The sequence below is a fragment of the Aeromonas sp. PS2Canimalfood6 genome (genome assembly GCF_048276795.1).
Taxonomy (GTDB): Bacteria; Pseudomonadota; Gammaproteobacteria; order Enterobacterales; family Aeromonadaceae; genus Aeromonas; species Aeromonas caviae.
Window position 1 is genome coordinate 114147 of sequence record NZ_JBLUXC010000003.1, and the last position, 26109, is coordinate 140255.

General features: G+C 61.0%; 28 protein-coding genes and 1 tRNA gene. 26 read left to right on the forward strand and 3 right to left on the reverse strand.

Translation table 11 applies throughout. From position 1 onward, the window contains the following. Positions 1-10 precede the first annotated feature (10 nt). From ACNPAA_RS02535 to ACNPAA_RS02640, 22 genes are all read left to right on the forward strand, one after another. Positions 11-1087 (forward strand): phage major capsid protein, P2 family, encoded by a 1077-nt coding sequence (locus tag ACNPAA_RS02535; protein ID WP_417891561.1) that lies wholly within the window; start codon positions 11-13, stop codon positions 1085-1087. 3 nt (positions 1088-1090) lie between these two features. Then, positions 1091-1819, forward strand: a complete 729-nt coding sequence (locus ACNPAA_RS02540; RefSeq protein ID WP_417891562.1) for a terminase endonuclease subunit — start codon at positions 1091-1093, stop codon at positions 1817-1819. Between the two features lie 169 nt (positions 1820-1988). Beyond that, the gene (locus tag ACNPAA_RS02545) at positions 1989-2450 is read left to right on the forward strand and encodes a head completion/stabilization protein (RefSeq protein WP_156853792.1); all 462 of its coding nucleotides are present in this window, start codon (positions 1989-1991) and stop codon (positions 2448-2450) included. Positions 2451-2458: 8 nt separating this feature from the next. Then, complete coding sequence (locus ACNPAA_RS02550) at positions 2459-2971, forward strand: phage tail protein (RefSeq protein WP_107683235.1); 513 nt, start codon at positions 2459-2461, stop codon at positions 2969-2971. Continuing rightward, on the forward strand, positions 2968-3657 hold the full coding sequence (locus ACNPAA_RS02555; RefSeq protein WP_417891563.1) for a virion morphogenesis protein: 690 nt from the start codon (positions 2968-2970) through the stop codon (positions 3655-3657). Before ACNPAA_RS02550 ends, ACNPAA_RS02555 begins: the two co-directional genes overlap by 4 nt. A 4-nt stretch (positions 3658-3661) precedes the next feature. Beyond that, on the forward strand, positions 3662-4786 hold the full coding sequence (locus tag ACNPAA_RS02560; protein ID WP_417891564.1) for a DUF2586 domain-containing protein: 1125 nt from the start codon (positions 3662-3664) through the stop codon (positions 4784-4786). 3 nt (positions 4787-4789) lie between these two features. Beyond that, entirely contained in the window at positions 4790-5245 is a 456-nt protein-coding gene (locus ACNPAA_RS02565; protein ID WP_039040909.1) for a phage protein, read from the forward strand. A 9-nt stretch (positions 5246-5254) separates the two neighbouring features. Then, a complete protein-coding gene (locus ACNPAA_RS02570; protein WP_102949114.1) occupies positions 5255-5464 on the forward strand; it encodes a TraR/DksA family transcriptional regulator in 210 nt (69 codons plus the stop codon). Positions 5465-5487: 23 nt separating this feature from the next. Next, positions 5488-5814: a phage holin, lambda family gene (locus ACNPAA_RS02575; RefSeq protein ID WP_039040942.1), complete on the forward strand. Its 327-nt coding sequence runs from the start codon at positions 5488-5490 to the stop codon at positions 5812-5814. Further along, positions 5801-6262 carry a glycoside hydrolase family 104 protein gene (locus ACNPAA_RS02580; protein WP_417891565.1) on the forward strand — a complete coding sequence of 154 codons (462 nt, stop codon included), beginning with the start codon at positions 5801-5803 and terminating at the stop codon, positions 6260-6262. The genes ACNPAA_RS02575 and ACNPAA_RS02580 overlap by 14 nt, the downstream gene beginning before the upstream one ends. Further along, positions 6259-6702, forward strand: coding sequence for a hypothetical protein (locus ACNPAA_RS02585; RefSeq protein WP_417891566.1), 444 nt, complete (start codon positions 6259-6261; stop codon positions 6700-6702). Before ACNPAA_RS02580 ends, ACNPAA_RS02585 begins: the two co-directional genes overlap by 4 nt. Further along, positions 6584-6850, forward strand: coding sequence for an Rz1-like lysis system protein LysC (lysC, locus tag ACNPAA_RS02590; protein WP_417891567.1), 267 nt, complete (start codon positions 6584-6586; stop codon positions 6848-6850). The genes ACNPAA_RS02585 and lysC overlap by 119 nt, the downstream gene beginning before the upstream one ends. Then, the gene (locus ACNPAA_RS02595) at positions 6825-7088 is read left to right on the forward strand and encodes a putative phage tail assembly chaperone (RefSeq protein WP_417891568.1); all 264 of its coding nucleotides are present in this window, start codon (positions 6825-6827) and stop codon (positions 7086-7088) included. The genes lysC and ACNPAA_RS02595 overlap by 26 nt, the downstream gene beginning before the upstream one ends. Before the next feature lie 41 nt (positions 7089-7129). Then, positions 7130-7273, forward strand: a complete 144-nt coding sequence (locus ACNPAA_RS02600; RefSeq protein ID WP_162837654.1) for a DUF6890 family protein — start codon at positions 7130-7132, stop codon at positions 7271-7273. 6 nt (positions 7274-7279) lie between these two features. After that, the gene (locus ACNPAA_RS02605) at positions 7280-9052 is read left to right on the forward strand and encodes a phage tail tape measure protein (protein ID WP_417891569.1); all 1773 of its coding nucleotides are present in this window, start codon (positions 7280-7282) and stop codon (positions 9050-9052) included. Further along, a complete protein-coding gene (locus tag ACNPAA_RS02610; protein ID WP_417891570.1) occupies positions 9052-9375 on the forward strand; it encodes a DUF2590 family protein in 324 nt (107 codons plus the stop codon). Before ACNPAA_RS02605 ends, ACNPAA_RS02610 begins: the two co-directional genes overlap by 1 nt. Further along, the gene (locus ACNPAA_RS02615; RefSeq protein WP_417891571.1) at positions 9372-10559 is read left to right on the forward strand and encodes a baseplate J/gp47 family protein; all 1188 of its coding nucleotides are present in this window, start codon (positions 9372-9374) and stop codon (positions 10557-10559) included. The genes ACNPAA_RS02610 and ACNPAA_RS02615 overlap by 4 nt, the downstream gene beginning before the upstream one ends. Next, positions 10552-11232 carry a phage tail protein gene (locus ACNPAA_RS02620; protein WP_417891572.1) on the forward strand — a complete coding sequence of 227 codons (681 nt, stop codon included), beginning with the start codon at positions 10552-10554 and terminating at the stop codon, positions 11230-11232. The genes ACNPAA_RS02615 and ACNPAA_RS02620 overlap by 8 nt, the downstream gene beginning before the upstream one ends. After that, positions 11232-14078, forward strand: coding sequence for a phage tail protein (locus ACNPAA_RS02625; protein ID WP_417891573.1), 2847 nt, complete (start codon positions 11232-11234; stop codon positions 14076-14078). The genes ACNPAA_RS02620 and ACNPAA_RS02625 overlap by 1 nt, the downstream gene beginning before the upstream one ends. 5 nt (positions 14079-14083) lie before the next feature. Then, positions 14084-14779, forward strand: coding sequence for a hypothetical protein (locus tag ACNPAA_RS02630; RefSeq protein ID WP_417891574.1), 696 nt, complete (start codon positions 14084-14086; stop codon positions 14777-14779). Continuing rightward, positions 14776-15336 carry a hypothetical protein gene (locus ACNPAA_RS02635; protein ID WP_417891575.1) on the forward strand — a complete coding sequence of 187 codons (561 nt, stop codon included), beginning with the start codon at positions 14776-14778 and terminating at the stop codon, positions 15334-15336. Before ACNPAA_RS02630 ends, ACNPAA_RS02635 begins: the two co-directional genes overlap by 4 nt. Beyond that, positions 15333-16943 (forward strand): hypothetical protein, encoded by a 1611-nt coding sequence (locus ACNPAA_RS02640; protein WP_417891576.1) that lies wholly within the window; start codon positions 15333-15335, stop codon positions 16941-16943. Before ACNPAA_RS02635 ends, ACNPAA_RS02640 begins: the two co-directional genes overlap by 4 nt. A gap of 755 nt (positions 16944-17698) precedes the next feature. Here the strand turns inward: ACNPAA_RS02640 and ACNPAA_RS02645 are convergent. Further along, positions 17699-17783, reverse strand: a tRNA-Leu gene (locus tag ACNPAA_RS02645). A 143-nt stretch (positions 17784-17926) separates the two neighbouring features. On the opposite strand from ACNPAA_RS02645, the gene ACNPAA_RS02650 reads away from it, so the two are divergent. Continuing rightward, positions 17927-18439 carry an RDD family protein gene (locus ACNPAA_RS02650; RefSeq protein ID WP_043154146.1) on the forward strand — a complete coding sequence of 171 codons (513 nt, stop codon included), beginning with the start codon at positions 17927-17929 and terminating at the stop codon, positions 18437-18439. 145 nt (positions 18440-18584) lie between these two features. Here ACNPAA_RS02650 and lptG read toward each other — a convergent pair whose 3' ends face one another. Further along, on the reverse strand, positions 18585-19655 hold the full coding sequence (lptG, locus tag ACNPAA_RS02655) for an LPS export ABC transporter permease LptG (protein WP_010672962.1): 1071 nt from the start codon (positions 19653-19655) through the stop codon (positions 18585-18587). A gap of 25 nt (positions 19656-19680) precedes the next feature. Next, positions 19681-20793 (reverse strand): LPS export ABC transporter permease LptF, encoded by a 1113-nt coding sequence (gene lptF / locus ACNPAA_RS02660; protein ID WP_029313726.1) that lies wholly within the window; start codon positions 20791-20793, stop codon positions 19681-19683. Between the two features lie 172 nt (positions 20794-20965). Between lptF and pepA the strand changes: the two genes are divergently transcribed. From pepA to ACNPAA_RS02675, 3 genes are all read left to right on the forward strand, one after another. Beyond that, positions 20966-22477, forward strand: a complete 1512-nt coding sequence (pepA, locus tag ACNPAA_RS02665) for a leucyl aminopeptidase (protein ID WP_010672960.1) — start codon at positions 20966-20968, stop codon at positions 22475-22477. 169 nt (positions 22478-22646) lie between these two features. Further along, positions 22647-23102: a DNA polymerase III subunit chi gene (locus ACNPAA_RS02670; RefSeq protein ID WP_128296169.1), complete on the forward strand. Its 456-nt coding sequence runs from the start codon at positions 22647-22649 to the stop codon at positions 23100-23102. A gap of 65 nt (positions 23103-23167) precedes the next feature. Continuing rightward, positions 23168-26032 carry a valine--tRNA ligase gene (locus ACNPAA_RS02675; RefSeq protein ID WP_319899504.1) on the forward strand — a complete coding sequence of 955 codons (2865 nt, stop codon included), beginning with the start codon at positions 23168-23170 and terminating at the stop codon, positions 26030-26032. Positions 26033-26109 lie beyond the last annotated feature (77 nt).

Sequence of the window (26109 nt, forward strand, 5' to 3'; positions counted from 1 at the left end):
GGAGCATCCAGTGAGCCAAACCCTGACCGTTCAGGCCGAACAGCGCCTGAACAAATACTGCGATGCCCTGGCCAAGGCCTACGGCATCGACATCAGCAAGCTGGACAAGCAGTTCAGTGTCACCGGCCCGGTGGAAACCACCCTGCGATCTGCCCTGCTCGCCTCCGTCGAGTTCCTTGGCCTCATCACCTGCCTGGATGTGGATCAGATCAAGGGCCAGGTCGTGCAGGTTGGCGTGGGTCAGCTCTACACCGGTCGTAAAAAAGGTGGTCGCTTCAAGGGCAAAGTCGGTGTGGATGGCAACACCTACGAACTGACCGAGACCGACTCCTGCGCCTCGCTGGATTGGGCCACCCTCTGCACCTGGGCCAACGCCGGTAGCGAGGGCGAGTTCATCAAGCTGGTCGGCGAGTTCGTCAACAAGGCGTTTGCGCTCGACATGCTGCGGGTCGGCTGGAATGGCGTGTCTGCAGCCGATGACACCGATCCGACGGCGAACCCGCTGGGTCAAGACGTCAACAAGGGTTGGCACCAGATCGCCCGCGAGTGGAAAGGTGGTAGCCAGATCATCAAGGCTGCGCCTGGCGAGAAGATCTACTTCGACCCGGACGGCAAGGGCGAGTACAAGACCCTGGATGAGATGGCCTCCGACCTCATCAACACCACCATCGACCCGCTGTTCCAGCAAGACCCCCGTCTGGTGGTGCTGGTCGGTACCGATCTGGTCGCAGCCGCTCAGGCCAAGCTCTACAGCGAAGCCACCAAGCCGAGCGAGCAGATCGCCGCCCAGCAGCTGGCCAAGTCCATCGCCGGTCGCCGCGCCTATATCCCGCCATTCTTCCCGGGCAAGCGGATGGTGGTCACCACCCTGGACAACCTGCACTGCTACACCCAGCGCGGTACCCGCAAGCGCAAGGCGGACGACAACCAGGACAGCAAGAGCTTCGACAACCAGTACTGGCGCATGGAGGGCTATGCCCTCGGCGAGCACAAGGCCTACGGCGGCTTTGAAGAGGCCGACATCGAGATCGGCGCTGATCCGGCTGTTGTCGCTGCAGAAGCTGCCGCTCAAGCGGCCCAGGGCTAACCCATGAGCTCACCCGGTCAACGCCACAAACAGCGTGTACTCGCCATGCAGGGGGCCGAGCAGGCCGCCTGCTCTGGCATGGCCACCGGCGCAGTGGCCGACAGCCTGCACCTGCAACTGGTTGCCCTGGAACAGGACATTTCCCGCTTGCGCAAGCTGGCCCGCATCGGCGACCGGGTGAACATGAAACGCGATGAGCTGATGCCCAAGTACCGCCCCTATGTGGAGCGCTATCTGGCAGCCGTCAGCGAGTCGGGCCAGCCCTATCAGAACGAGCTGTTTCAGCGCCTCATCATCTGGGCTTTCGATGTGGGCGACTTCGACGCCGGCATCGCCTGGGCGGATATCGCCATCGCCCAGGGCCAGCGCACCCCGGCCAACATCAAGCGCGACTGGGCCCACTTCGTGGCCGACACCGTGCTGGAGTGGGCCGAGAAGCAAGCGGCCGAGGGGCACGCCGTCGAACCCTGGTTTTCCCGGGTGTTCGACAAGGTGCGCAACGAGTGGCGCCTCAACGAACGGCTGACCGCCAAGTGGTTCAAGGCGGCGGGTTGCCTGCTGCTGCGCGACCAGGACGGCCAGCCACGCCCCAGTGCAGTGGGTGACAGCGCCACCCTGGAACAGGCCGCCCACTGGCTGCTTCAGGCCGAGAAGCTGCACCGCAAAGCGGGGGTAAACACCCTGCTGCTCAAAATTGCCATGCGCCTGCGGGCGCTGAATCCGGAGCAATAAGACTCTCCGCGCCACCGCACCCCGGCGGGGAGGATAGGCAAGCCGCAAGGCCACCGCCGAATCCTGTGATCCGTGGCTTCAGGGGTGCACCTTTCTCGCCGCGTCATCGGCGACCTGAGTGATCGGGGAAGTGGTGTTCACATTGGCAAGAATCGACAGAGGGTCAGAGATGTTTGCAGGCAAGGATATCGACTACAGCGCCGCCACTATCCGCAATGACGGGTTTTGGCCTGATGTGGCCGTGGCCGACTTCGAGCGCCGCCGCGCCCTGCCTGCTGACCTAGACCAACAGACCACCGGCGCCGCCCTGCTGGCCGCCGTCTCTGAAATCAACCTGCAACTGGCGATGCGTCAGGCCGCACTGATGGCCGAGGGCTATGTCAGCGCCGCCGAGGTGCCGGGGCCGAGCCTTGAGGGCGGCACCAATGCGCTGACCGAACAGTATCTGGCCGCCGTGTTTGCCCGTGCCAAGGCGGCCTTGCTGCCGGAGTTCGCCAGCGTCACCGAGCGAGCCGCCGCCAACAACCAGGTAGAGCGATCCCCAGACCAACGCGCCCAGCTGCTGGCCGAGAGTCAGCAGCTGGTGCGCAGCATCAAGGGCAAGCGCCGTGCGGGGGTGTCGTTGATATGAGTGAAGGCATGAACGAACAGCAGGCCCAGGGCTATTTCCTCCACGCTCTCCACGCCGAGATCCAGCGGGTGCTGCCAACCAAGTGCCACAAGCATCTGGATAGCTGGATGGAGAACGGCACCATCAGGCTGGAGCCAAAGAACATGGGCCCCACCGGAGTGGATGTGGCATGGCTCACCTATCAGGCGGTGTTCACCGTCGAGCAACTGCCGTTTCGAGAGCTGGATCCGGCCATCGTGCTGGCCTCTGTGGCCGCCTGGGTGCAGGAGCATGACGATTTTCGCGAGCAGTTCGAGCTGGCCGATCCCGAGTACGCCGTCACCCCGAACGATGAGAAGACCGCCGATCTCGAGATCCAGCTCGCCTTTACCGAGCCGCTGCGCCTGATCGAACACCCCAAGGGCCCCATCAACTGGATGGGCAAACGCTGGAACGTGGCCCCGTATGAAATCTGGGTGGCAGACCACATCGATATGAACGTCGGTGACACCGGCCATCACCAGATCGGTGACCCGTCATGATCACCATCACTCTCGACACAATACCGGTAAAGGAGCAGCTAAAGCTGTTGGATATGCCAGCCAAGAAGCGCCAGCGGCTGGTATGGCGAGCCGCAGAGAACCTGCGGACGGTTGCGAAGAACAATATCCAGAAGCAGCAGGACTGGAATGGCCGCTCATGGGCTCCAAGGAAGCATGGCCGCCGCAAGATGTTGATGGGCATGCGAAAGCTGATCGTAATCACCGAAAAGCCACAGCAGAACTCGGCAAGGCTCAGATTTGAGGGTGGTGCATATGGAGTGCATCCGGGGATTGTCGCCGGGGCTCATCAGTCAGGGCATACCTACAAGGTCAACCATGTAAGCCGTCTAAAAGTGAAGCCTAAAGGCGCCGGAAAAGACATGGCTTCGACTAAGAGACAGGCAAGAAAACTGCGGGAACTGGGGTTCAAACGTCCGGGGAAGCGCAAAGGAACATACCGTTCTGCATCCATTGGCTGGATAACCGAGAACATCAATTACGCCCAGGCGGGGTTGCTGATCAAGAAGTTGAAGGGTGACCCCAGAAAAACAAATTGGGAAGTAACTCTGCCAGCCCGCCCTTTCCTCGGCGCTAACGCCAAACAACGGGAGCAAGCCTTTGCCCGTGCCCTGCAAAGCATCAACTACGGCTGGGACGTCAACAAGCAAGAGATGAAGAGGAAATAACGCCATGTGGCCTTATGTACAGATCAACAACTTGAACCAGATGCAGGGGCCCGTGACGGAAGTCGAGCGCCACCTGCTGTTCATCGGCACCGCGCCGACCAACACCGGCAAGCTGCTCTCACTCAACACCCAATCGGACTTTGACACCCTGCTGGGTGAGGGTGACAGCGAGCTCAAGACCAACCTGCTGGCCAGCCGTGACAACGCAGGCCAGAACTGGACGGCGGCCGCCTACGTGCTGCCGGAAGATGGCGACTGGCTGGCCGCTGTGCGAACCGCCCAGCAGACCCAGTCGTTTGAAGGTGTCGTGGTGCTGGGTCAGGAGTGGGACCAGGCAGGCATCAATGCCGCCCATGCGCTCAACCAGGAACTGATCGCCAAATGGGGGCGCTGGCAGTTCATGCTGCTGGCGGTACCTGGCATCGTCTCCACTGGTGAGGGTAGCCAGGACTGGAGCGAATACGAAGCCACGCTGGCCGCCCTGCAAGACGGTATCGCCGCGAGCTCGGTTTCTCTGGTGCCGCAACTGTGGCCCAACCTCGCCGGCGTCTATGCCGGTCGCCTGTGCAACCGGGCGGTGAGCATCGCCGACAGCCCCTGCCGGGTGAAGACCGGTGCCCTGGTGGGCCTTGGCAACAAGCCGGTGGACAAGGCCGGGATCACGCTGCCGCTTGCCACCCTGCAAACCCTGGAACAAAACCGCTACTCGGTACCGATGTGGTTTCCGGACTATGACGGCACCTACTGGGCCGATGGCCGCACCCTGGACGCCGAGGGCGGCGACTACCAGGTGATCGAAAACCTGCGGGTGGCCTACAAGGTAGCTCGCCGGATGCGCCTGCGGGCCATCGCCCGCATCGGGGACCGCTCGTTCAACTCCACCCCGGGCAGTACCGCGGCCGCCATCATGTATTTCGGCAAAGACCTGCGCGAGATGGCCAAGGCCACCACCATCAACGGCCAGCCGTTCCCGGGCGACATCGCCTCCCCCAAGGATGGCGACATCAGCATCCAGTGGACCGCCAAGAACCTGGTCTCCGTCTACGTGGTGGTGCGCACCGTGGACTGCCCCAAGGGGATCACCGTCAACATCATGCTCGATTTGAGCCTCAACAACGGGGAGGGCTAACCCATGACCAGACGCATTTCAGGCCAGAGCTTCGACACCACGCTGATGGGCACCATGGTCCATGTCGAGAAAGCCAGTCTCTCCATCACCGACAACAGCGCCGTGGCCCAGACCAGGGGGATCCCGGATGGCTTCGTCGATGGGGATGTCGCCGCCGAGGTGGAGTTCGAGCTCGATGCCAAGAACTTCACCCTCCTGAGCGATGCCGCCAAGCGGGCGGGGAGCTGGCGCGGCATGGCGCCGGACGACGTGCTGTTCTACGCCGACACCGGCGACGAAACCATGAAGGTGGAAGCCTTCGGCGTGAAGCTGCAGATCTCTGACCTGCTCGACGTCGATCCCAAGGGGGGCAGCAAGGGGGTTCACAAAATCAAGGGGTTCGTCACCTCCCCCGACTTCGTTCACATCAACGGCGTGCCTTACCTCTCCCAGGAAGACACCCGCCACCTGCTGGGTTAAGGGGGGAGCTTGGACGACATCGACCGCGCCACCCGCCACGCCGCCCGCATGCTGGCGGCCCAACTGGCCAGCCAGGTGGGCAAAGGCAGTTATCAGGGGGAGAGCCGGCACCTGTGCGAAGAGTGCGACGACCCCATCCCGGAAGAACGCCGCCGCCATGTACCAGGGGTGCGCCTGTGCGTCCCCTGCAAGACCCGCCTTGAGAGGCTGGGCCGCTAATCAGAGCCACGGACATGAACAACATGCCTCATAAAGACCCGACCCTAGCCACCGCCTTGCTGGCCTGGCTGATGGACAACTGGCCCGCCGTCTATGGGGCCCTGCTGGCACTCGCCATCGCCTTCCTGCGCATCACCTACGCAGGCGGACGGGGTCGCCGTCGGCTGATCGAATCCCTGCTGTGCGGCCTCATCACCTTGGCGGCCGCCACTGGGACCCACCTGCTCGGGATCCCCCAGGAGGCCACCCCGTTCCTGGGCGGCGTGGTGGGGCTGCTTGGGATCGACATCATCCGGGACCGGGCTGCACTGATGTTTAGCAAGAAGGAGGACAACAATGCCGCGCAGTGACTGCCATCCCCAAATGGCCGCCTTTCTCGACATGATCGCCTATGCCGAGGGCACCAAGGGACTGGGCGACGATGGTTACAACAAGCTGGTAAATCCGGCGGGGTTCTTCACCGACTACCGCACCCATCCGAACGTGCTGGTGCAGGTCAATCCAACCCTGAAAAGCACCGCTGCGGGCCGCTATCAGCACCTGTCAAAGCACTGGGCCCACTACCGCGATCAGCTCGGCCTGCCGGACTTTGGCCCCGAGTCGCAAGATGCCTGGGCTATCCAGCTTATTCGCGAGCGCAAGGCGCTGGATGATGTGCTCAAGGGCCGTATCACCCAAGCGGTGGCCAAGTGCGCCAACATCTGGGCCAGCCTGCCGGGCGCCGGATATGGACAGCGTGAGCACAAGCTGGCTGATCTGCTGGCCAAATTCACCGAGTTCGGCGGGGTGCTGGCATGAACATCATCAAGGAGCTGTTCTCCAACGTGCTGTTCGTACTTGTGCTGGCGCTGCTGGTCGCCCTGTTTGCTGGCAACAAGGTACTCGACAAGCGCACCCGCGAGCTGGCAGATGCCAACGGCACCATCAGCACCATGCAGCTGGCCAATCAGCAGATGGCCGAAGAGTTCAGGGCTCTTTCGCTGCAGGAGTCTGGCTTGCGCGCCCTGCTTAAACACCAGAACGCCGCCTTGGCCGATCTCGACCAACAACAGAGGAAGACCGCATATGAACTGGAACAAGCCTTGGCCACGCCACAGGAAGGCCGTCCGAACTGCGCTAGTGAGCCTCTGCCTGTTGGCGCTCTGCGCTTGCTCCAGCCAGCCCACAACCGTGGTGCAAACCAAGGTGGTCAAGCGGCTGCCGCCGCCGGGGCTGGTGCCCCACTGCCCGGAACCTGAATTCACGGGGACGACCTACGGCGATGCCGTGCGGTTTATCCCCACCATGCAGACGGCCATGCGCCGCTGCCAAACCCAGATCACCACCCTGACCAACTGGATTGAACAAGAGGAAACAACTAATGGCAAACCCGATTATCACCCTTGAAGTAGCAGGTAAAGAGCTGAAATTCGCCCCCACCATGGTGGCCTATAACGGATTTCTCAACGACATGATGCCGAGCGACAAGGTGGCACCGGCCCATAACTACCTGAAAAAGATCGTCTGCCAGGAAAGCAAAGAGGCGCTCGATGAGCTGCTCAAGCGCCCGGGAGCGGCTTTGCAGCTGGCTGGCGCCATCAACAAAGAGTTCGCCCCTGATCTGGACATCACCGTAAAAAACTGACGGCGCGCGCCGAGGCCATCGAGCGCAACCAACTGGAGCAGGTGCTGGCGCTGCGGCGCCACTACCTGCCCCACGAAGATGACGATATCGACAGCCTGGCCCGCGCCATCTGGTTAGACAAAAACGCAAGAGAGTCCAACGCCGCCGCCGTGGCCGAGGGCATCGCCAAAGCATTCAACGGATAACGACCTATGGCCTGGATGGAAAAATTGATGATGCAAGTGGCACTGGTGGATCAGGTCACCAAGCCGCTGCAAGGCATCAACAGCCAGATCGATAAGGTCAGCAAGGCCGGTCGTCAGGGCTGGAGCAATATGGCGATGGGGGCCACCACGCTGGCAGCCGGTGGCATGGCGATCCAGTCTGCTCTGGGCCCGGCCATCGAAATGGACAGGGCGCTGGGTGAAGTGGCCTCGCTCGATGTGCAAAAGGATGTGCTCGGGGCGTTGGGGCGCGAAGCCCTCTCCCTGTCGGTGAAGTACGGCGAATCTGCCGCCGAGATTGTCCGATCCTCATACGATATCCAGTCAGCGATCGCGGGGCTGGAAGGTAACGAACTGCCCGCCTTTACCCGCGCCTCCACCACATTGGCCAAGGCGACCAAGGCCGACACCGCCACCATCACCAACTACATGGGCACCATGTACGGCATCTTCGAGCAGCAGGCCAAGATGATGGGCAAGGCCAACTGGGTGGAAGATTTGGCAGGCAAAACCGCCACTGCCGTGCAGATGTTCAAGACCACCGGCCAGGGTATGGCTGATGCTTTCGGGGCTATCGGTGCCAACGCCACTGCCGCCGGCATCTCGATGGATGAGCAGTTCGCCGTACTCGGCCAACTGCAAGCCACCATGAGCGGGGGCGAGGCCGGTACCAAGTTCAAGTCGTTCCTGGCTGGTGTCGGTGGCGCTCAGAAGGCACTCGGCATGCAGTTCACCGACTCGGCAGGCAACATGCTGCCGGTGCTGACAGTACTGGACAAACTCAAGATGCGCTACGGCGAGACCCTGAGCGTGGCCGAGGGGGACGAGCTCAAGAAGGCGTTCGGTTCGGATGAAGCGGTGGCCATGATCAAGCTGCTGATGACCAACACCAAGGCCCTCTCCACCAACATCAACGCGCTGGCCAACACCCACGGCATGGGCAAGGCCGAACAGATGGCTGCTTCCATGACAGACCAGTGGCAGCGGGTGGAACAAGGCTGGTTCGCCATCCGTGCCGCCGCCTTTGGCGTGGTTCTGCCCGCCATCAATGCAGTGGTCGGCGCCTTTGCCGATGGCGCCAATGATGTGCTGCGGTGGACTCACCTTTTCCCGAACCTGACCAAGGTGGTGAGCTACGCCATGCTCGCCATCGTAGGCCTGAGCATGGTCACCGGGGCGTGGATGTTGATCGCGGGCCTGGCCAAGTTGGCGACCCTGGGGATGGGCATCGCCTGGACCATCATCATGGCGCCGCTCAACCTGCTCAAAGCGGGGCTGGTTGCCTTTCGTGCCATCCTGCTGGCGGTCAATATCGCCATGTATGCCAATCCAATAGGCCTGATCATTGCCGGGATAGTGCTGCTGATCGGCGCTGTCGCAGCGGTCATCTACTACTGGGATGACCTGAAAAAAACATTCTCAGACTGGGGCGTGTTCAAGTTGCTCGGCAAGTCTATCGACTGGCTCATCGACAAGCTCAACATGATCCCGGGCGTCAACATTGAGGCGGGCGCCATGCCGGACCTCAACCTGCCCAACCCCGAGAACATCAACGCACCGCTGGCACGCTATCGCCAGGGTGGTCAAAGCAACATCCCATCCGGTGGCATTGGCCAGCAACTGATCCAGGCCAACGCAGCAGCGACCACCGCCAACCAGAAACCAGCCAAAGTGCTGCACATCGGTGAGGTTCACATGACCAGCCAAAACCCGATGACCCCTGAGCAGATGGCTGAAAACGCATGGCTGGAGACTCCGTGATGAGCGATCCCAAGTACATCGACATCCTGGTGGTGGATGGCGCTTGGCAACTCGACGCCGGCGGCCAGCCGCGCCTCACCCAGGATCGGCACAGCATCGGCCAGGACATCAAGCACCGGATCATGGAGTCAGGGCTGGCCCGCAAGCTGATTGGCGAGCGCAGCCCGACCCTGCGCGCCGATGTGATGACCGAGATCGAGCTGTTGGTTGAGAACGACGAGCGACTGGTGCCAGGCACCATCGTGATCAGCGAAGAAGCCCCCGAGCGGGTGCTGGTCACCGCCCGCACCTATGAATTTGGCGATCTGGAGGTAACCCTGTGAACCTGCGCCCTACCGTGGATTTTATGACCCTGCTGGCGAAAAGCGGCGTGCCGACGACCGAGCAGGCCATGGAGATCGAGCTCAAGAAAGAGGTAGAAGCCGCGGGCTCCCTCATCACCAACGACAGCGATGTGTCCCCGTTCTGGCGCCTGGTGCGCGGCGTGGTTATCACCCCGGCGCTCTGGCTGATCCGAACCCTGCTGGCGGGCCATGTGCTGCCGGCCAGCTTCGCGGCCACCGCCAACGATACCTATCTCGACCTCAAGGCCTGGGATGTGGATCTCACCCGCAAGGCCGCCCAGAAGACCCGGGGCCTGGTCAACTTCACCAAGGTCAATCCGTCAGAGGCCGTCACCATCCCGGCCGATGTCTGGATCACCACAGAGCGCATCAACGGCACCATATACCGCCTTAAGCCGCTGCAGGAGATGGTGAGCCCCGCCGGTGAGGCCGTGGCCAAGGTCGTCTGTGAAGCCGAGTTCGCCGGCAGCGCCTGGAATCTGGCACCAGGATATTACAACCTGCTGAGCAAGCCGGTGACCGGCATTCTGTCAGCACGCAACGCCGACCGGGATTGGGTCACAACCCAGGGCGCCGATGCAGAGAGCAACGACGCGCTGGGCCTGCGCATTCAGAACCAGTTCTCGGCGGTGGGCCGCTACCACATCGACGCGATTTACCGATCCATGCTGGCCAGCGTGGCGGGGATCCGTGCCGATCACATCTTCTTCGAGCACGACGCCCCCCGGGGCCCGGGTACCGCCAATGCCTTCATCCTGCTGGAGGTGGGCACCACGCCGGCCAGCTTGATCGACAAGCTCAACGACTACGTGACCACCCAGGGCAACCACGGCCACGGCGATGACCTGCAGGTGATGGGCATGCCGGAAACGGAACACTCACTGCATCTGGAGCTGTGGCCGGCCGAGAACATGACTGCTGAACAGCGGCTGGCACTCAAACGTGAAGTGGAGCTGATGGTGAAAGCAGCCTTTCGCCAGTCAGCGGACTATCCATCAGTGACCAGGGCATGGCCGCAGTCACGCTTCTCGCTGAGCCAGCTTGGCCGCGAGCTGCATCAGGCATTCCCAGAGATAAAGAGCCTGCACTTCACCGAGCTCGATATCGTCTCTGGCCTCGCCATACCGCGTCTGGGTGCGCTGGAGGTGTTCCTCCATGACTAAGACCACCGAGATCAACCACCAGAACAAGGCACCCTTGCTGCCAGACAGCACGGCCCCCTGGTGGGAAGACGGCAAGACCATTGCAGAGGGCGTGCAAGAGCCCGCCTTCCTGGCCAAAGGCATCATGGCCTTCTGGCGCCGCCTGCGTGGCTGGCTGCTGCAGCCGCTGACCCAGCAAGACCCGCTGACCTGTTCGGAGAGCATGTTGGCGCTGATCGCCTGGGAACGAGACATCACCCGTTTCAAGGGGGAACCGCTCGACCTGTTCCGCAAGCGGGTGAAGTACGCCTTCATCAACGCTCAAGATGCCGGCGAAGTGGCTGGGTTTGCACGCATCTTCGAGCGACTGGGAATCGGTTGGTGCGAGCAGCGAGAGCGCCAGGAGGGTACCCCCTGGGACGTCATCACCATCGAGGTAGCCGACAGCGCCCTGGCAGCCAATCAGCAACTGATGGAGACCCTGATCCAGCACTACGGCCGCACCTGCCGCCGGTACCGATTCCAGGTGCTCTATCCCGCCGTGGGCTACCTGCATGCAGGTCGCATTGACATGGGTCACCAGGTATTTGCCGCCACCCTCAATAAACCAGCCTGCAAGGGGTACTTGCGCGCCGGTCACATCCATTTCATTCAACACGTTTACGGGGCCACCCTGCCCCGCAAGGAGTCCTGATGAGCCAGGTAATTACCAACGCATTCGAACAATATTGGCAGTCCAGCCTGGCCGCAGAACAACCGGTCGTACTGGATGAGTTCATCCTGGCTGACATCCCTAATCTGGATATCACCTCCCCCATCGACCCTGACGCCGGCCTGCCGCCGGAAAGCCAGATCGTGCACCGTCAGAACGTGGACCAACGCGGGCGTATCAACACCAACGCGGTGGCCTACTCCATCGTGATGGATACCACGGTCGGCGACTTCTCGTTCAATGCTATGTACCTGCGCAACAAGGCCAACGGCGTGATCGGGATGATCGTCTACAAGGGGCGCGAGACTAAGCTCAAGACCGACCAGACCACCGGCCAGACCGGCAACTCCCTGGTCAAGTCGATGCTGATGGGTTACGACCAGGCAGCAGAGGCCACCCTCACCCATGTAGATGCCGGCACCTGGCAGATCGACTATGCAGCTCGCCTGCGCGGGATGGATGAGAATATCCGCCAGCTCCAGGTCGATCTCTATGGCCATCACACCTTTGTCGGTGATGGATTCAAGGTGATAGAGAAGGATGGAGCCTTCCAGGTCACTCCGGGTGTGGCCATCGTCGGCGGCCTGCGGGTAGAACTGAAACATCCGGAGGTCATCCACCCGGGCACCAAGCCGATCGGCGTCTGGGTCGATGTGCATCGCGCCGGTTCGCTGCTCTCTGAGCATCAGAACCACTTCACCATCATCACCAGCGTGGCCGACCTGGCCGACCATCTGGATGGCAACGGCTATCAGCACTATGTGGCCAAGCTGGCAATCGTGCAGGCCGACAGCAGTGTCGTCGATGGCCGTGGGCAGGGTGGCAGCAATGGCACCGGGAGCATCCCTGACACCTTCGCCCTTTGGAAGCGCGCGATGGCCGAGGCGGGATTTGACCTGATCGGCCAGTTCGGTACCGCGAATACACTCACATCAGAAAACCATGTGATGCTGAGTAGGGATGGCTCTAAGGTTTATTCTTGGCAGGGGGCGCAACAAAAATATATTGAGGTGGATGAAGACCCTCTAACCAACCAGCTCTGGGTTGACGTAACTGGCGACGTGTTAAGAAATGTCATAAAAGGAAATGGTGGCGCCAGTTTTGTTGGCGCATCATCCGGGCTCTCGGTACAGGAAGAAATAGACCTACTAAAAGAACCTCAATTCGATATTGCCGATGTGCGCCGCTATGGCGCAAAAACATCAGCAACAGACAACTCAGCGGCATTTATGGCGGCTATGACTGCCTCCCCAGACGTCATAGTGGTGAGTGGTTCAGAGTTCAAGCTTAACTCTATAGCTATTACCACTCCGATTAGTTTTGTGGATGGCGGTGCTATCAGTGTAAACACTGGGCACACCGTAACGTTCAACTCCAAGGTCTCTGCTGACGAATATCGCATATTCAGAGGCGCTGGTGATGTGGCATTCGCTAATGCCAATGTTGCCGGTAGTGAGATAGGTGAGGAGGCCAGAGAGGTCCATGTTGCGTGGTGGGGCATATTCCCGAAGGGGTGGGGGTATGCCGGGAACCACGCCATTGGAATACAGAAGGTATTTGATGCAGTTGGCAACACCCGTGAAGCGGTAGTCAATTTCGATATCGGTAACTACACCATGCGCAGCGGTTGTAAGGTTCCCCGTTGTTGCGAGCTCTTAGGGAAGGGCACTCGTCGTACTGTATTCCTGCATTACTCGGATGGCTTTGTCACTTTCACTTCTGACAATGATGGGGTGAAATTGAATGGCCTACAGTTTGAGGTCAAGACTGATGTAATAGCTAAACGGGTGTCTCCATTTGTTGTACTCGATCACCCCCTGTGCGAAGTCTTTGACGTTAACATGCAGAACGGGGAAAACGGGATTGTCATTAATGCCGATAACTGTCGTGTAAAAAACATCAACGGGTTCTTTGGAAATGGAGTTGTGGGTGTAGCTGCTGACTCTGCGCTGGTGAAAGTCCACGGCAGCAGTAATGATGTGACAGATATCAATGCCAACACCTCAGCATTTGGGCCTAAGTCATTGGTGCGCGTGGAAGCCAAGACCAGAAACATCAGTGCCAACACTATCGAGAAGGTGAAAGGGATCACACCATCTGACTCTATTTCGGTAGTCGCGAACGGATTCTCGATCAGCAGCACCGCCATTGATGGAATAACTTACTCCGGTTCAACCGTGGAAAAACAAGACTCTACTGTTCTGCTGCAAACAATTGGCAATGGTAGCATTAATGGTCTGGTTCTCGATGGCGTCACAACCAACAGTAACGTTGATAGGGTCATTACTGTTCAGCAAGACAGCGTGGGGTCCATAGACAGGGTTTCCATTGATAACGTAGTTAGCCAAGGTGAAGGGGTAGGCATTGACCTCATTCGGACTAATGGCTTTATTAACGTCAAGATTGGTTCAGGTGTAAACCTGCATAGCAAGACAACCCCATTCCGTTATGCTGGCTCAAGCATCACTGCCGTAATAGACCCAGCAGCAATAGCAGCAAACGTAAGAGCCGGGATTGTTTATGACCTGGGTAACATGGCTACCGATACTGTCGCTACCATCCCCTTCAACCAAGACTTGTTCTGTGCCGCAACTACCTTGGTAGGGGGGCATACTCACTTTGGTCAGCATGTGTTGCGAGCCGCAGCTAGCCCAGCAATCACCACTATTCAGCAATCTACCAACGTAGCAGCGACTACAGGCCCGCTTAACGGCACATCCGGGGTAGCAGGGAAACTTACTATTAGTGCAGATGTTAAAAAGATTTACATAGAGAACAGGACTGGAATACAGCAGCGAGTGATGTTGACCGTAAATTATGGCGCATAAGCTCTATGCAGAATGAGCTAGATAAATTACTGGTTTCGGGTCGCTGCTTTGCGGTAACCCCATATCAGCACGGCATCGGCCAAAAACTAGGCGGGCAGTTCACCCTTGCCGCCCCCAACGCTATCAAGGCCATGGCCGCCAAGCTGCAGGATGGTGCCGATCCAATGCTGCCAACCGGCCAGCTCCATGCACTGGCGTGGCTGGTCACCGGTACCAGCGAGGCTGAACTGGCCACCAAGCTGGCGCAGGTGTGCGCCATCCTGCCACTGCCTGAGTGGTGCGCCACCCTGCGCCGACTCACCGCCAACAACGACATCATGGCCCAACCTACCGCAGCCATGGTGCCGCGCTGGAAGGCTGAAGAGCCGCTGGTCTGGGATCCGCTGCGCAACTACAACTCCCTGACAGGGGCCAAGACCGCCCTGCAAGAGAGCGAGGCCAATGCCTCCATGCCAACCCGTGACAAGCTGGCAACACTGGCCGCCAAGCGGGCCGCTCGGGTTGCCGAGCTGGATGCAGCGCTGGCCAGCCTGCCAACCATGACCGGCATGATGTGGTGTTGGAGTGGCCAGGGTGAACCGGCCAGCCTTGCTGCCCAGTTGCTCGAGAGTGACCACCCGGACCACAGCCACAGCATGACCGTAGGCGCCCTGCTGCTCTCATCTTCCCCGCTCACCTACTGGCAGGAGTTAACCCAATGAGCCGAACCGCCATGCTCACCCTGGACGGTGAGCCCATCGTGATGAAGTCGATGCGGATCTCCGCCTCGATGCAGTTTCAGGACAAGGACAGCAGCGGCCAGACAAGCAGCACCAGCAGCTCGGAGCAGGGTGAGAAGGCCAAGGAGCTCGATGTCTCCGGCTTGGTGCCGTTCAATGATGAGCAGACCCTGAGCCGCCTGTTTGAGCTGGCAGATGCCAAGGGGGACGGCGGCAAGCGCCATATCTACCGGGTCGGCTCGCTGTTGGCCAAGTCGGTGAAGGTGCGTCAGGCCAAGTTCGCCGGTCGTATCACCGCCAGCGAACAGGAGGGTCTGCTGGCGTGGCAGGTGCAGTTCACCCTGCGCGAGCACAACTCGGTACCGGAGAAGCGCGAGCAGCGCCTGCCCAAGACCCCGGCCACTGTGGGGCAAGGCACGGCCAATGCCACTCCGGCCAATACCGGCAGCAGCACCGCGGCGCCAGAGCAGGAGCAGCTGAGCTCGGTGGAGCGGATGATCAAGGCAGCGGATAAGCAACTGGGAGACTGGATGGCGTGAGACTCTCGACCAACCTGACGTTGAGTGGCAAGCCGACCCACTTGGTTGACCATGACATCGTGCTCGACCTCTCTGCCGGCGGTCGCGCAGCCCTAACAATCGAAGGTAGTGCCACCAAGGGGCAGACCCTGACCGTGGACACTGGCTATAACGGCGAGTTACGCCGCTGGTTCACCGGCTATGTGTATGACGTGCAACCCGCCGCCAACGGTACCAGCAAGCTGCTCTGCCGTGAGTTGGCCGGGATCCTGGGCAGCAAGTTCCCTGCCAGCATCCAGCACGCCACCCTGCGCAGCCTGCTGGCATGGCTGACAGACCAGACCTCGCTCATCTTCCTGTTGCCGGATGGGGCGGACTACACCGACAACCCAATCCCCAACTTCACCAGCGCCGGTACCGGCTATCAGCTGCTCGATAACGCTGGCCGGGCATTCTCGGTGCCGGACTTCATCTGGCATCAACAGCCGGATGGCGCCATCTTTGTCGGCAGTCATGCCCACAGCCGCTGGGCAGATAAGGCGGTAGAGCTGGATCCGGCCTTCTCGGCCCGCCAAGCGGGTAACACCCTCACCCTTGCCCCGATCCCGGCCATGCGCCCGGGGGCCATCGTCAACGGCAAGCGGGTGGAGCGCGTCAGGCTCAAGGGTGACGAGATGACCCTGACCACGGCCACACCAGGTAAACCGGTGAAGTCGCCAGAGCGGCGAAAGATGGAGGGGGAGTTCCCCGAGCTGGCCGACAAGATGCACCTGCCCAAGTTCGGGCGGGTGGAGGCCATCAGCGACCAGGCCGCCGCCGGCCAGCTCAATGACCCGTTCCGTCCGCGCTATGCGGTGGATGTGCAGCTGCTCGGTGATAATGGCCAGCCGGATGAAGGGACGCCGCTTTATCGGGCTGTGCCGCTGCCGCTGATGTTCGGCGGGACTGAGCAGGGGCTGATGCAGTTCCCCATCGAGGGGACCATGGTCGAGCTGGGCTTTGCCTTCGGTCGTGCCGATCGGCCATTCGTTCGCACCATCCTGGGCACTGGTTGGTCTCTGCCGGATATCGCCCCGGGCGAGCAGTTGCAGCAGCAGCGCGCCGAGGTATTCAGCCGCACCGATACCGTGGGTAACCAGAGTCGCCACACCGACCGCCGCCAGCACGACAAGGCGCTGCAGATGATCCGCGAGGCGGACGAGTACCTGGGCGAGTTCGGTCAGCACAAGCTGACGACCACGCAACACAGCGTCGAAGAGATCGGGGCCATGAAGCGCATCGAGGCGCTCGGTGATATCGAGTTGCTCACAGCGGAAGACATGATCCTGGGCAGCGTCGGCAACATGAGCCAGACAGCTGGCGGTAACCTGGATGAAGACGTGGCCCTCGTTCGCCGGGCGCTGGCCGGTGAGCTGCAGCACTTCGAGGCGCCCAAGTCGTGGATGGGTAGCGACGGGGTGAACATCTTCCGTTTGCTCAACCAGCTGATGACGGTGGTGGAGCAGCTGGCCGCCACAGCTGCCAGCCATAACCACGGCGGGCCACCGCCAACCCAGGCCGAAACCTTTACCGGTCAGAGTGAGCATGCCGGGAAACTAGCCAGTACCCTCTCCCCCATCATCGAGTAACCCACCAAACGAAGAAGGCCCCACACAGTGGGGCCTTCTTCTATCTGCCTGACAGCGCCTGAGCATGGCCAGGGAAAGGTGCCGCATGAATGGGTGCCGTCGGGCAGCGCTGCATCATACGTGAAGCCTACGCCCGCTCACAGCCTCCCAGTGCACCACGGAAACGCCCACGGCGGCGTCTGCGCCACGGAATCCGCGCTCATCCGCTCCCGCCTGCGCGCCTCATCAATAAAAATTTTTGCAAAAGTGGATTACCGCAAAACCATAGGCCCAGACCGCGCCAGATAAAGGATCTCGGGCGAGGTAAGGATCTGAAAGGATCGAAAGAAATTGCAGGGTTTTACAGTTAGGCGGGGCTCTGGATAACGAAGGTGAAAACGTAACTCGTTGAATGTATTGGGATGGTGGTACTTTCTGTGGGAATTTTAATGATCGAGGGAGGATCGAGAAGGGCTCGAGGTGAGACGGGAAGGCTTTATATTTCAGCCGGTTAAGCACAGACAGGTATGAATCGAGAACTGAAATTTTGAAAAGGGGTCTGCGGTCTGGGTGCACTGGCCAGCCTGCGCCACGGAAAACAGGTTTTCTATGAAATGTGTCCGGTCACGATGACCAGCTTGTAAGGGGGAATAGCTACACTGCCGCCCCGATCATCCAAACCACTGTCGCCACTTCATCGCCACTTGGCGATTACTGAGGGACAGAAAAACTTAAGGCCACCCTCGCGGATGGCCTTAAGTAATTGAATTAGTTGATGGTGCCCGGGGTCGGACTCGAACCGACACGTCTTGCAACGGCGGATTTTGAATCCGCTGCGTCTACCGATTTCGCCACCCGGGCAGCTGCGAGGGATTATACGAATGGCGCTTGGTCATGCAAGGTGTTTTTCTTGCCCCCACCGTTGTTTGCTCATTTATTCAACGCCTTGCCGATGCCAGGCCAGTTACATAGAATGCCCGCATCATATTAATGGAATAATCATCATGGCCAAGCGCAAGACCCCCACCCCTCTCCAGCCTGCTCCCCGGCATCCGTCCGCCGGTCTGCTGCGCCGTCTCGGCGCCCTGCTCTATGACTATCTGGTGGTGATTGCCCTGCTGATCATCGCCGGCTTCATCGGCATGGGGGTGGCCCACCTGCTGCTGGCCACCGGCATGGCGAGCGTCCCCGAGGGCAAGGATGCCGCCTGGCTGCTCACCAGCCCCCTCTACAGCGCCTGGCTGGCCTTCGTCATCTGCGGTTTCTACACCTGGTTCTGGGTCCGCGCCGGCCAGACCATCGGCATGCGGGCCTGGCGCCTGCGCATCCAGAACCTGGACGGCAGCAACATTCGCGTCACCCAGGCCCTGATCCGGCTCGCCACCTCGGCCTTTGGCCTGGGCAACCTGCTGTGTGTGTTCAATCGCGCCCGCCCCCGCGCCTTCCAGGACATCTGGGCCGAGTGCGAGGTGGTGGTACTCGGCAAGACGGAAAACCTGGAGCAGCTCAATCGCTGATCCCAAGGCGGCAACGAAAAAGGGCACCCCGAGGTGCCCTTTTTGCTGACCAGAACTGACGGCTTGCAGCCCAGAACCTTGACGGAAGCGGTGCATCGGGATGCGATGGCCGCCTTTTGTCAGCAGCCCTCCGCCCTTCAGGCCGCTACTGCTTGCGGCTCAGGATATAGAAGGAGATGCCGCCAAACAGCAGGCTGGGTGCGATGGCCGCGAGGATGGGCGGGACCGCATAGACCAGGCTGACCGGGCCGAACACCCTGTCGCTCACATAGACCGCGAAGCCGGTCATGATCCCCATCAGCATCCGCGCCCCCATGCTCACCGAGCGCAGCGGACCGAAGATGAAGGAGGAGGCGAGCAGTATCATGGCCACCACGGAGAGCGGTGAGAGCAGCTTGCGCCACATCTCCAGCTTGTAGCGTCCGGCATCCTGCTTGTTAGCATCCAGATAACCGATGTAGTCCCGCAGCCCCGAGATGGGCAGGTTCTCGGGATCGATGCTGACCACCCCGAGCTGCTTGGGGGTCAGCTCGGATTGCCAGGCCATCTGGGCATGCTCTTCGTCCTGGATCCGGGTGGGATCGTCAAACCGGGTGATGTGCACCTGTTTCAGCAGCCAGTGGTGATCCTCGAACACCCCCTCCTTCGCCTGCACCACGTCGATCAGGTTGCGGGACGGAGTGAAGCGGTAGAGGGTGATGCCGGTCAGGGCGCCATCGTTGCGCACCCCGTTGATGTTGACGAAGTTGTTGCCATCCCGTGCCCAGACCCCGTAGGCCGAGACCGTAAGCCGCCCTTCCGACATGGCCCCCGCCTTGATGTCATCCGCCATCCGCTTGGCGGCCGGTGCGACGTACTCTCCCATCAGCCCCACCAGCAGCATCAGGGGAATGGCGGTCTTGAGCGCCGCCATGACGATGCTGATCTTGGAGCGTCCCGCCGCCTGCATCACCACCAGCTCGGAGCTGGTCGCGAGCTGGCCCAGACCGATGAGGCCACCGAGCAGGGCAGCCAGGGGGAAGAAGAGCACCGCCTCCTTGGGCATGGAGAGCAGCACGTAGTAGAGGGCGTTGAGCATGTCGTAGTTGCCTTCCCCGACCGCCTTCAACTGCTCCACGTACTTGATGAGCGCGGCGAGCCCGACCAGGGTCAGCTCGCACAGCAGGATCGACATGAAGATGACCCTGCCTATGTATCTATCGAGAATGCCGAACATCAGCAGAGACTCCCAGGTTGCAGCATCACGCTGACTTTCTCTTGAACAATTGCCCTTTGACCCCGTTCCACCAGCTGGTGCCCTGCAGGTTGAGAGGCAACCCTATCAGCAGCAGATAGACCAGGGGCACCAGGAACATCCCGGGCCAGTGGGGCAGACGCCCGCTGTCGATGGCCGACCGGGCGGCGCTGAGCAGCAGGAAATAGGAGAGATAGAGCAGGATGGCCGGCAGCAGCTTGGCGTAACGCCCCTGACGGGGATTGACCCGCGCCATCGGCACCACCAGGAAGGTGAGCACCAGGATGGAGAGGGGCAGCGACAGGCGCCACTGCAATTCGGCCATCAGCTGGTTGTCCTGGGTGCCGAGCAATGCCAGGGTCGGCTTGGCCGCCGCCTTGCGGTTGGATCGCTCCATCTCCTGCTGGCGGATCACCAGGCTGTATTCACGAAACTCCGAGACCTGGAACTGCTTGCCGGTGAAATGCCCCTCGTAGCGCGAGCCATCCTTCAGGGTCAACCACTGCAAGCCGTTGCTGTCGGCGGTCACCTGCCCCTCGTTGGCCACCACCACTGACGGGGGTGAGCCCCCCTCGGCCCGTTGCAGCACGAAGATTTTCTGCAACTCCGACCCCTTGTCGTTCAGATCCTGGATGTAGGCCACCAGGCGCCCCTTGTCGAGCTCCATGAAGCGACCGGCCTGCAGGAAAGAGATACCGGGATCGGCCTTGAACTCGTCGATCACCTGGTACTCCCGCTCCTTGGCCTGGGGGGCGACCCAGCCGGTATTGAACGCCGCGACGGCGGCGGTCAGCAAGGCCAGCACCAGGGCGCTGCCCATGATGAAACGGTGACTGAAACCCACCGCGTGCATCACCGTCATCTCGCTTTCCGCGTACAAACGGCCGTGAGCAAACAGAATGGCTAAAAACAGACTGATAGGCAGCATCAACAACGCCATATTCGGCAGGTTGAGCAGCAGGAGGGTGGATACCAGGCGCGTCGGCACCTCACCATCGGCGGCATCGCCAATGATCTGGATAAATTGCTGGCTGACGAAGATAAGCAGCAGCACGAACAGCACCGCCAGCTGGGTTTTCAGGGTCTCCCTGAACAAATATCGGAAAACGATCACAGTCATTCCCAAGTAAACTTGTGTTTTTAGTCGAATGCCTGAAAAATAGGGCCCTATATTGGATTTTTACCAGTTTGAACTGCGGAGCCTGTGACTGTTCGCTCCGCCTCTGATACCCCAACAAGCACCGCATTATTCAATAAATGGTGCCTTTTGTCTTTAGGATGTAGGAGATTCCATGGAGTTCAGTGTAAAGAGTGGCAGTCCTGAGAAGCAGCGCAGCGCCTGCGTCGTGGTCGGCGTTTTTGAGCCCCGCCGCCTCTCTCCGGTTGCCGAACAGCTGGACAAGATCAGCGACGGCTACCTCAGCTCGCTGCTGCGCCGTGGCGACCTGGAAGGGAAACCGGGCCAGATGCTGCTGCTGCATCAAGTACCGGGCGTGCTCAGCGAGCGCGTACTGCTGGTCGGGTGCGGCAAGGAGCGCGAACTCGACGAGCGCCAGTACAAGCAGATCATCAACAAGACCATCACCACCCTGAACGAAACCGGCTCCATGGAAGCGGTCTGCTTCCTGACCGAGCTGCACGTCAAGGGTCGGGATACCTATTGGAAGGTGCGTCAGGCGGTGGAAACCACCAAGGCGGGCCTCTACAGCTTCGATCAGTTCAAGACCAACAAGGCCGAACCGCGCCGTCCGTTGCGCAAGCTGGTCTTCAACGTGCCGACGCGTCGGGAACTGACCATAGGCGAGCGCGCCATCAATCACGGCCTGGCCGTGGCGAAAGGGGTGCGCATCTGCCGCGACGTGGCGAACATGCCGCCCAACGTCTGCAACCCCGCCTACCTCGCCTCCCAGGCCCGCCGTCTGGCGGATGCCTATGACAACATCACCACCAGGGTGGTGGGGGAGCAGGAGATGGCCGAGCTCGGCATGAACTCCTACCTGGCAGTGGCCCGCGGCTCCGAGAACGAAGCCATGATGGCCATCATCGAGTACAAGGGCAACGCCGACGCCAAGCCCATCGTGCTGGTGGGCAAGGGGCTGACCTTCGACTCCGGCGGCATCTCCATCAAGCCGGCAGACGGCATGGACGAGATGAAGTACGACATGGGTGGCGCCGCCTCCGTGCTCGGCACCATGCACGCCCTGGCCCAGTTGCAGTTGCCCATCAACGTCATCGGCGTGCTGGCGGGCTGCGAGAACATGCCGGGGGGCAACGCCTACCGCCCCGGTGACATCCTCACTACCATGTCCGGCCAGACCGTCGAGGTGCTCAACACCGACGCCGAAGGCCGCCTGGTGTTGTGCGATGCCCTGACCTATGTGGACCGCTACGATCCCGAGACCGTGATCGATGTGGCGACCCTGACCGGTGCCTGCATCATCGCCCTGGGCCACCATACCTCTGGCCTCTTGGCGAACCACAACCCCCTGGCCCACGAGTTGCTCAACGCCTCCGAACAGGCCGGCGATCGCGCTTGGCGCCTGCCCCTGTTCGACGAGTATCAGGAGCAGCTGGAAAGCCCGTTCGCCGACATGGCCAACATCGGTGGCCGTCCGGCCGGTACCATCACCGCCGCCGCCTTCCTGTCGCGCTTCACCAAGAAGTACAACTGGGCCCACCTGGATATCGCAGGGACCGCCTGGAAGAGCGGCAAGGAGAAGGGCTCCACCGGCCGTCCTGTGCCCCTGCTGACCCAGTTCCTGCTCAACCGGGCCGGCGTGGCGGACGTCGAAGACAAGGAGTGATCCCCTTCCCCATCGACTCGAAGAGCGATGCGAGAAGGCGTTACCCTGTATCACAAGGAAGAGGCCTGCCTCTTCCTTGTTTCATTGAGAGAATCCGGGAAGTCCGTGCCAGACGCGGCTCCCGAAGACGGCCAATCGCTGTCCGTCACAGCCAAACGGGACCGACCTGATGAGCCAAGTGACCTTTTACCTGATGAGCCAGCCCGATGATGCGGATGCCTCCGCCGTCGAGCGCCTCGCCTGCCAGCTTGCGGCCGATGGCTGGAGCGCAGGCCATCTCTATCTGCTGTGCGAGGACGAGGCCCAGTCCCTGCGTCTGGACGAGCTGTTGTGGCAGTTGCCGCCCGATCGCTTCGTACCGCACCAGTTGCAGGGGGAGAGCGGTCAGGCCCCGGTGGAGATAGGCCATCAGCCGCCACGGCGGCGCTATGCCTGCCTCATCAACCTGGCCCGGCAGACACCTTTGTTTGCAGGACACTTCGCTCAAGTGGTAGATTTTGTCCCCACTGACGAAACGCAAAAGCAGCAAGCCCGCGAGCGCTACAAGCACTATCGCCAGGCGGGCCATACCCTCGAGATGAGGGATCAGCCCGTCCTTGCCGCACCGGATCCGGCGCAGCCCTGACTGTGCCACCCTCGATCCACGACGAATCAACACCAGACTCCATCCATCCAGAATACGGCGAGACCATGGAAAAGACTTTTAATCACAACGCCATCGAACAGGCGCTCTATCAGCACTGGGAAGCCCAGGGTTACTTCAAGCCCCACGGCGACACCAGCAAAGACTCCTTCTGCATCATGATCCCGCCGCCGAACGTCACCGGCAGCCTGCACATGGGTCACGCCTTCCAGCAGACCCTGATGGACACCCTGATCCGCTACAACCGCATGCAGGGCAAGAACACCCTGTGGCAGGCGGGTACCGACCACGCCGGTATCGCCACCCAGATGGTGGTTGAGCGCAAGATCGCCGCCGAAGAGGGCAAGACCCGCCACGATTACGGCCGGGAAGCCTTCATCGACAAGATCTGGCAGTGGAAGGAAGAGTCCGGCGGCACCATCACCCGTCAGATGCGCCGTCTGGGTGACTCCGTGGACTGGGAGCGCGAGCGCTTCACCATGGACGAGGGCCTCTCCGCCGCCGTCCAGGAAGTGTTCGTGCGCCTGTACGAAGACGGCCTGATGTACCGCGGCAAGCGTCTGGTGAACTGGGATCCCAAGCTCAACACCGCCATCTCCGACCTGGAAGTGGAAAACCGCGAGATAAAGGGCCACATGTGGCACCTTCGCTACCCGCTGGCCAACGGCGCCAAGACCGCCGAAGGCAAGGATTATCTGATCGTCGCCACCACCCGTCCGGAAACCATGCTGGGCGATACCGCCGTGGCCGTGAACCCGGAAGACCCCCGCTACAAGGCGCTGATCGGCCAGCACATCCTGCTGCCGCTGGTGAACCGTCTCATCCCCATCGTTGCCGACGAACATGCCGACATGGAGAAGGGCACCGGCTGCGTGAAGATCACCCCGGCCCACGACTTCAACGACAACGAAGTGGGCAAGCGCCACAACCTGCCGATGATCAACATCTTCACCCTGGACGCCCACGTGCGTGCCGAGGCAGAAGTGGTCGATACCAATGGCAACCCGAGCACCGCCTATGACGCCGCCCTGCCGACCGAGTTCGCCGGGATGGAGCGCTTCGCCGCCCGCAAGGCCATCGTCGCCAAGCTGGACGAGCTGGGCCTCCTGGCCGAGATCAAGGATCATGTGCTGCAACAGCCGTACGGCGATCGCGGCGGCGTGCCCATCGAGCCGATGCTGACCGACCAGTGGTACGTGCGCGTGGCCCCCATGGCCAAGACCGCCATTGAGGCGGTGGAAGATGGCCGCATCCAGTTCGTGCCAAAGCAGTACGAAAACATGTACTTCTCCTGGATGCGCGACATTCAGGACTGGTGCGTCTCCCGTCAGCTGTGGTGGGGTCACCGCATCCCGGCCTGGTATGACGATGCCGGCAACGTCTACGTGGGCCGCAACGAAGAGGAAGTGCGCGCCAAGCACAGCATCCCGTCCGTGACCGTGCTGCGTCAGGACGAAGACGTGCTCGACACCTGGTTCAGCTCCGCCCTGTGGACCTTCTCCACTCTGGGCTGGCCGAACAACACCGAGGCACTCAAGACCTTCCACCCGACCGACGTGTTGATGAGCGGCTTCGACATCATCTTCTTCTGGATTGCCCGGATGATCATGATGACCATGCACTTCATCAAGGACGAGAACGGCCAGCCGCAAGTCCCGTTCAAGACCGTCTACATCACCGGCCTCATCCGTGACGAAGAAGGCCAGAAGATGTCCAAGTCCAAGGGCAACGTGCTGGACCCCCTCGACATGATCGACGGCATCTCCCTGGAAGACCTGCTGGAGAAGCGCACCGGCAACATGATGCAGCCGCAGATGGCCGAGAAGATCGCCAAGCGCACCGCCAAGCAGTTCCCGGAAGGGATCAATGCCCACGGCACCGACGCCCTGCGCTTCACCCTGGCGGCGCTGGCCTCCACCGGTCGTGACATCAACTGGGACATGAAGCGCCTGGATGGCTACAACAACTTCTGCAACAAGCTGTGGAACGCCTCCCGCTATGTGCTGATGAACACCGAAGATCAGGATTGTGGCTTCTCTTCGCAAGGGAATGGTGGCGAGATGCAGTTCAGCCTGGCGGATCGCTGGATCCAGTCCCAGCTGCAAGTGGCCATCCGTGACTTCCGCACCGCCCTCGATACCTATCGCTTCGATATCGCCGCGGGCGTGCTGTACGAATTTATCTGGAACCAGTTCTGTGACTGGTATCTGGAGCTGACCAAGCCGGTGCTGACCAAGGGCTCCGAGGCCGAGCAGCGCGCTGCCCGCCACACCCTCGTGACCGTGCTGGAAACCCTGCTGCGTCTGGCGCACCCCATCATCCCCTTCATCACCGAGACCATCTGGAAATCGGTGGCCCCGCTGGCTGGCATACACGCCGACACCATCATGATTCAGGCCTTCCCGGAATTCGACGCCGCCAAGGTGGACGAAGCCGCGATGGCGGATCAGGAGTGGGTGAAGGAGTTCATCGTCAGCATTCGCAACATCCGCGCCGAGATGAACGTGGCACCGAGCGTGCCCCTCAACGTGCTGCTCCAGTGCGATGCCAAGGATGCCCGGCGCGCCGCTGACAACGAGGCCTTCCTCAAGTCGCTGGCCCGTCTGGAGTCCATCCGCGTGCTTGGCGAAGGTGAAACCGCCCCCCTGTCGGTGAAGAAGCTGATCGGTGCCACCGAGCTGATGATCCCGATGGCCGGTCTCATCGACAAGGAAGCCGAGCTGGCCCGTCTGGCCAAAGAGGTGGCCCGTCTGGTGGGCGAGTGCGGCCGCATCGAAGGCAAGCTCGGCAACGAAGCCTTCGTCGCCAAGGCGCCGGAAGCGGTCATCATCAAGGAGCGCGAGAAGCTGGAAGATTACCGTCTCCAGCTGACCAAGCTGGAAGCCCAGCAGGCCGAGATCGCCGCGCTCTAAGCCACAGCGCAACATGACAAGCCCCCGTTTATCGGGGGCTTTTTCATGTCAGGGGTTCAGTTCTCCCTCTCCTGCCC

Excerpts from the sequence above, each read along its gene's own strand:
- ACNPAA_RS02595 (WP_417891568.1), top strand. The coding sequence starts at position 6,825 with ATGGCAAACCCGATTATCACCCTTGAAGTAGCAGGTAAAGAGCTGAAA.
- ACNPAA_RS02550 (WP_107683235.1), top strand. The coding sequence starts at position 2,459 with ATGAACGAACAGCAGGCCCAGGGCTATTTCCTCCACGCTCTCCACGCC.
- lptG (WP_010672962.1), bottom strand. The coding sequence starts at position 19,655 with ATGTTCGGCATTCTCGATAGATACATAGGCAGGGTCATCTTCATGTCG.
- ACNPAA_RS02675 (WP_319899504.1), top strand. The coding sequence starts at position 23,168 with ATGGAAAAGACTTTTAATCACAACGCCATCGAACAGGCGCTCTATCAG.
- ACNPAA_RS02610 (WP_417891570.1), top strand. The coding sequence starts at position 9,052 with ATGAGCGATCCCAAGTACATCGACATCCTGGTGGTGGATGGCGCTTGG.
- ACNPAA_RS02540 (WP_417891562.1), top strand. The coding sequence starts at position 1,091 with ATGAGCTCACCCGGTCAACGCCACAAACAGCGTGTACTCGCCATGCAG.
- ACNPAA_RS02555 (WP_417891563.1), top strand. The coding sequence starts at position 2,968 with ATGATCACCATCACTCTCGACACAATACCGGTAAAGGAGCAGCTAAAG.
- ACNPAA_RS02630 (WP_417891574.1), top strand. The coding sequence starts at position 14,084 with ATGCAGAATGAGCTAGATAAATTACTGGTTTCGGGTCGCTGCTTTGCG.
- ACNPAA_RS02635 (WP_417891575.1), top strand. The coding sequence starts at position 14,776 with ATGAGCCGAACCGCCATGCTCACCCTGGACGGTGAGCCCATCGTGATG.
- ACNPAA_RS02565 (WP_039040909.1), top strand. The coding sequence starts at position 4,790 with ATGACCAGACGCATTTCAGGCCAGAGCTTCGACACCACGCTGATGGGC.
- ACNPAA_RS02575 (WP_039040942.1), top strand. The coding sequence starts at position 5,488 with ATGCCTCATAAAGACCCGACCCTAGCCACCGCCTTGCTGGCCTGGCTG.
- ACNPAA_RS02620 (WP_417891572.1), top strand. The coding sequence starts at position 10,552 with ATGACTAAGACCACCGAGATCAACCACCAGAACAAGGCACCCTTGCTG.
- ACNPAA_RS02670 (WP_128296169.1), top strand. The coding sequence starts at position 22,647 with ATGAGCCAAGTGACCTTTTACCTGATGAGCCAGCCCGATGATGCGGAT.
- ACNPAA_RS02585 (WP_417891566.1), top strand. The coding sequence starts at position 6,259 with ATGAACATCATCAAGGAGCTGTTCTCCAACGTGCTGTTCGTACTTGTG.
- ACNPAA_RS02580 (WP_417891565.1), top strand. The coding sequence starts at position 5,801 with ATGCCGCGCAGTGACTGCCATCCCCAAATGGCCGCCTTTCTCGACATG.
- ACNPAA_RS02560 (WP_417891564.1), top strand. The coding sequence starts at position 3,662 with ATGTGGCCTTATGTACAGATCAACAACTTGAACCAGATGCAGGGGCCC.
- pepA (WP_010672960.1), top strand. The coding sequence starts at position 20,966 with ATGGAGTTCAGTGTAAAGAGTGGCAGTCCTGAGAAGCAGCGCAGCGCC.
- ACNPAA_RS02545 (WP_156853792.1), top strand. The coding sequence starts at position 1,989 with ATGTTTGCAGGCAAGGATATCGACTACAGCGCCGCCACTATCCGCAAT.
- ACNPAA_RS02625 (WP_417891573.1), top strand. The coding sequence starts at position 11,232 with ATGAGCCAGGTAATTACCAACGCATTCGAACAATATTGGCAGTCCAGC.
- ACNPAA_RS02650 (WP_043154146.1), top strand. The coding sequence starts at position 17,927 with ATGGCCAAGCGCAAGACCCCCACCCCTCTCCAGCCTGCTCCCCGGCAT.
- lptF (WP_029313726.1), bottom strand. The coding sequence starts at position 20,793 with ATGACTGTGATCGTTTTCCGATATTTGTTCAGGGAGACCCTGAAAACC.
- ACNPAA_RS02605 (WP_417891569.1), top strand. The coding sequence starts at position 7,280 with ATGGCCTGGATGGAAAAATTGATGATGCAAGTGGCACTGGTGGATCAG.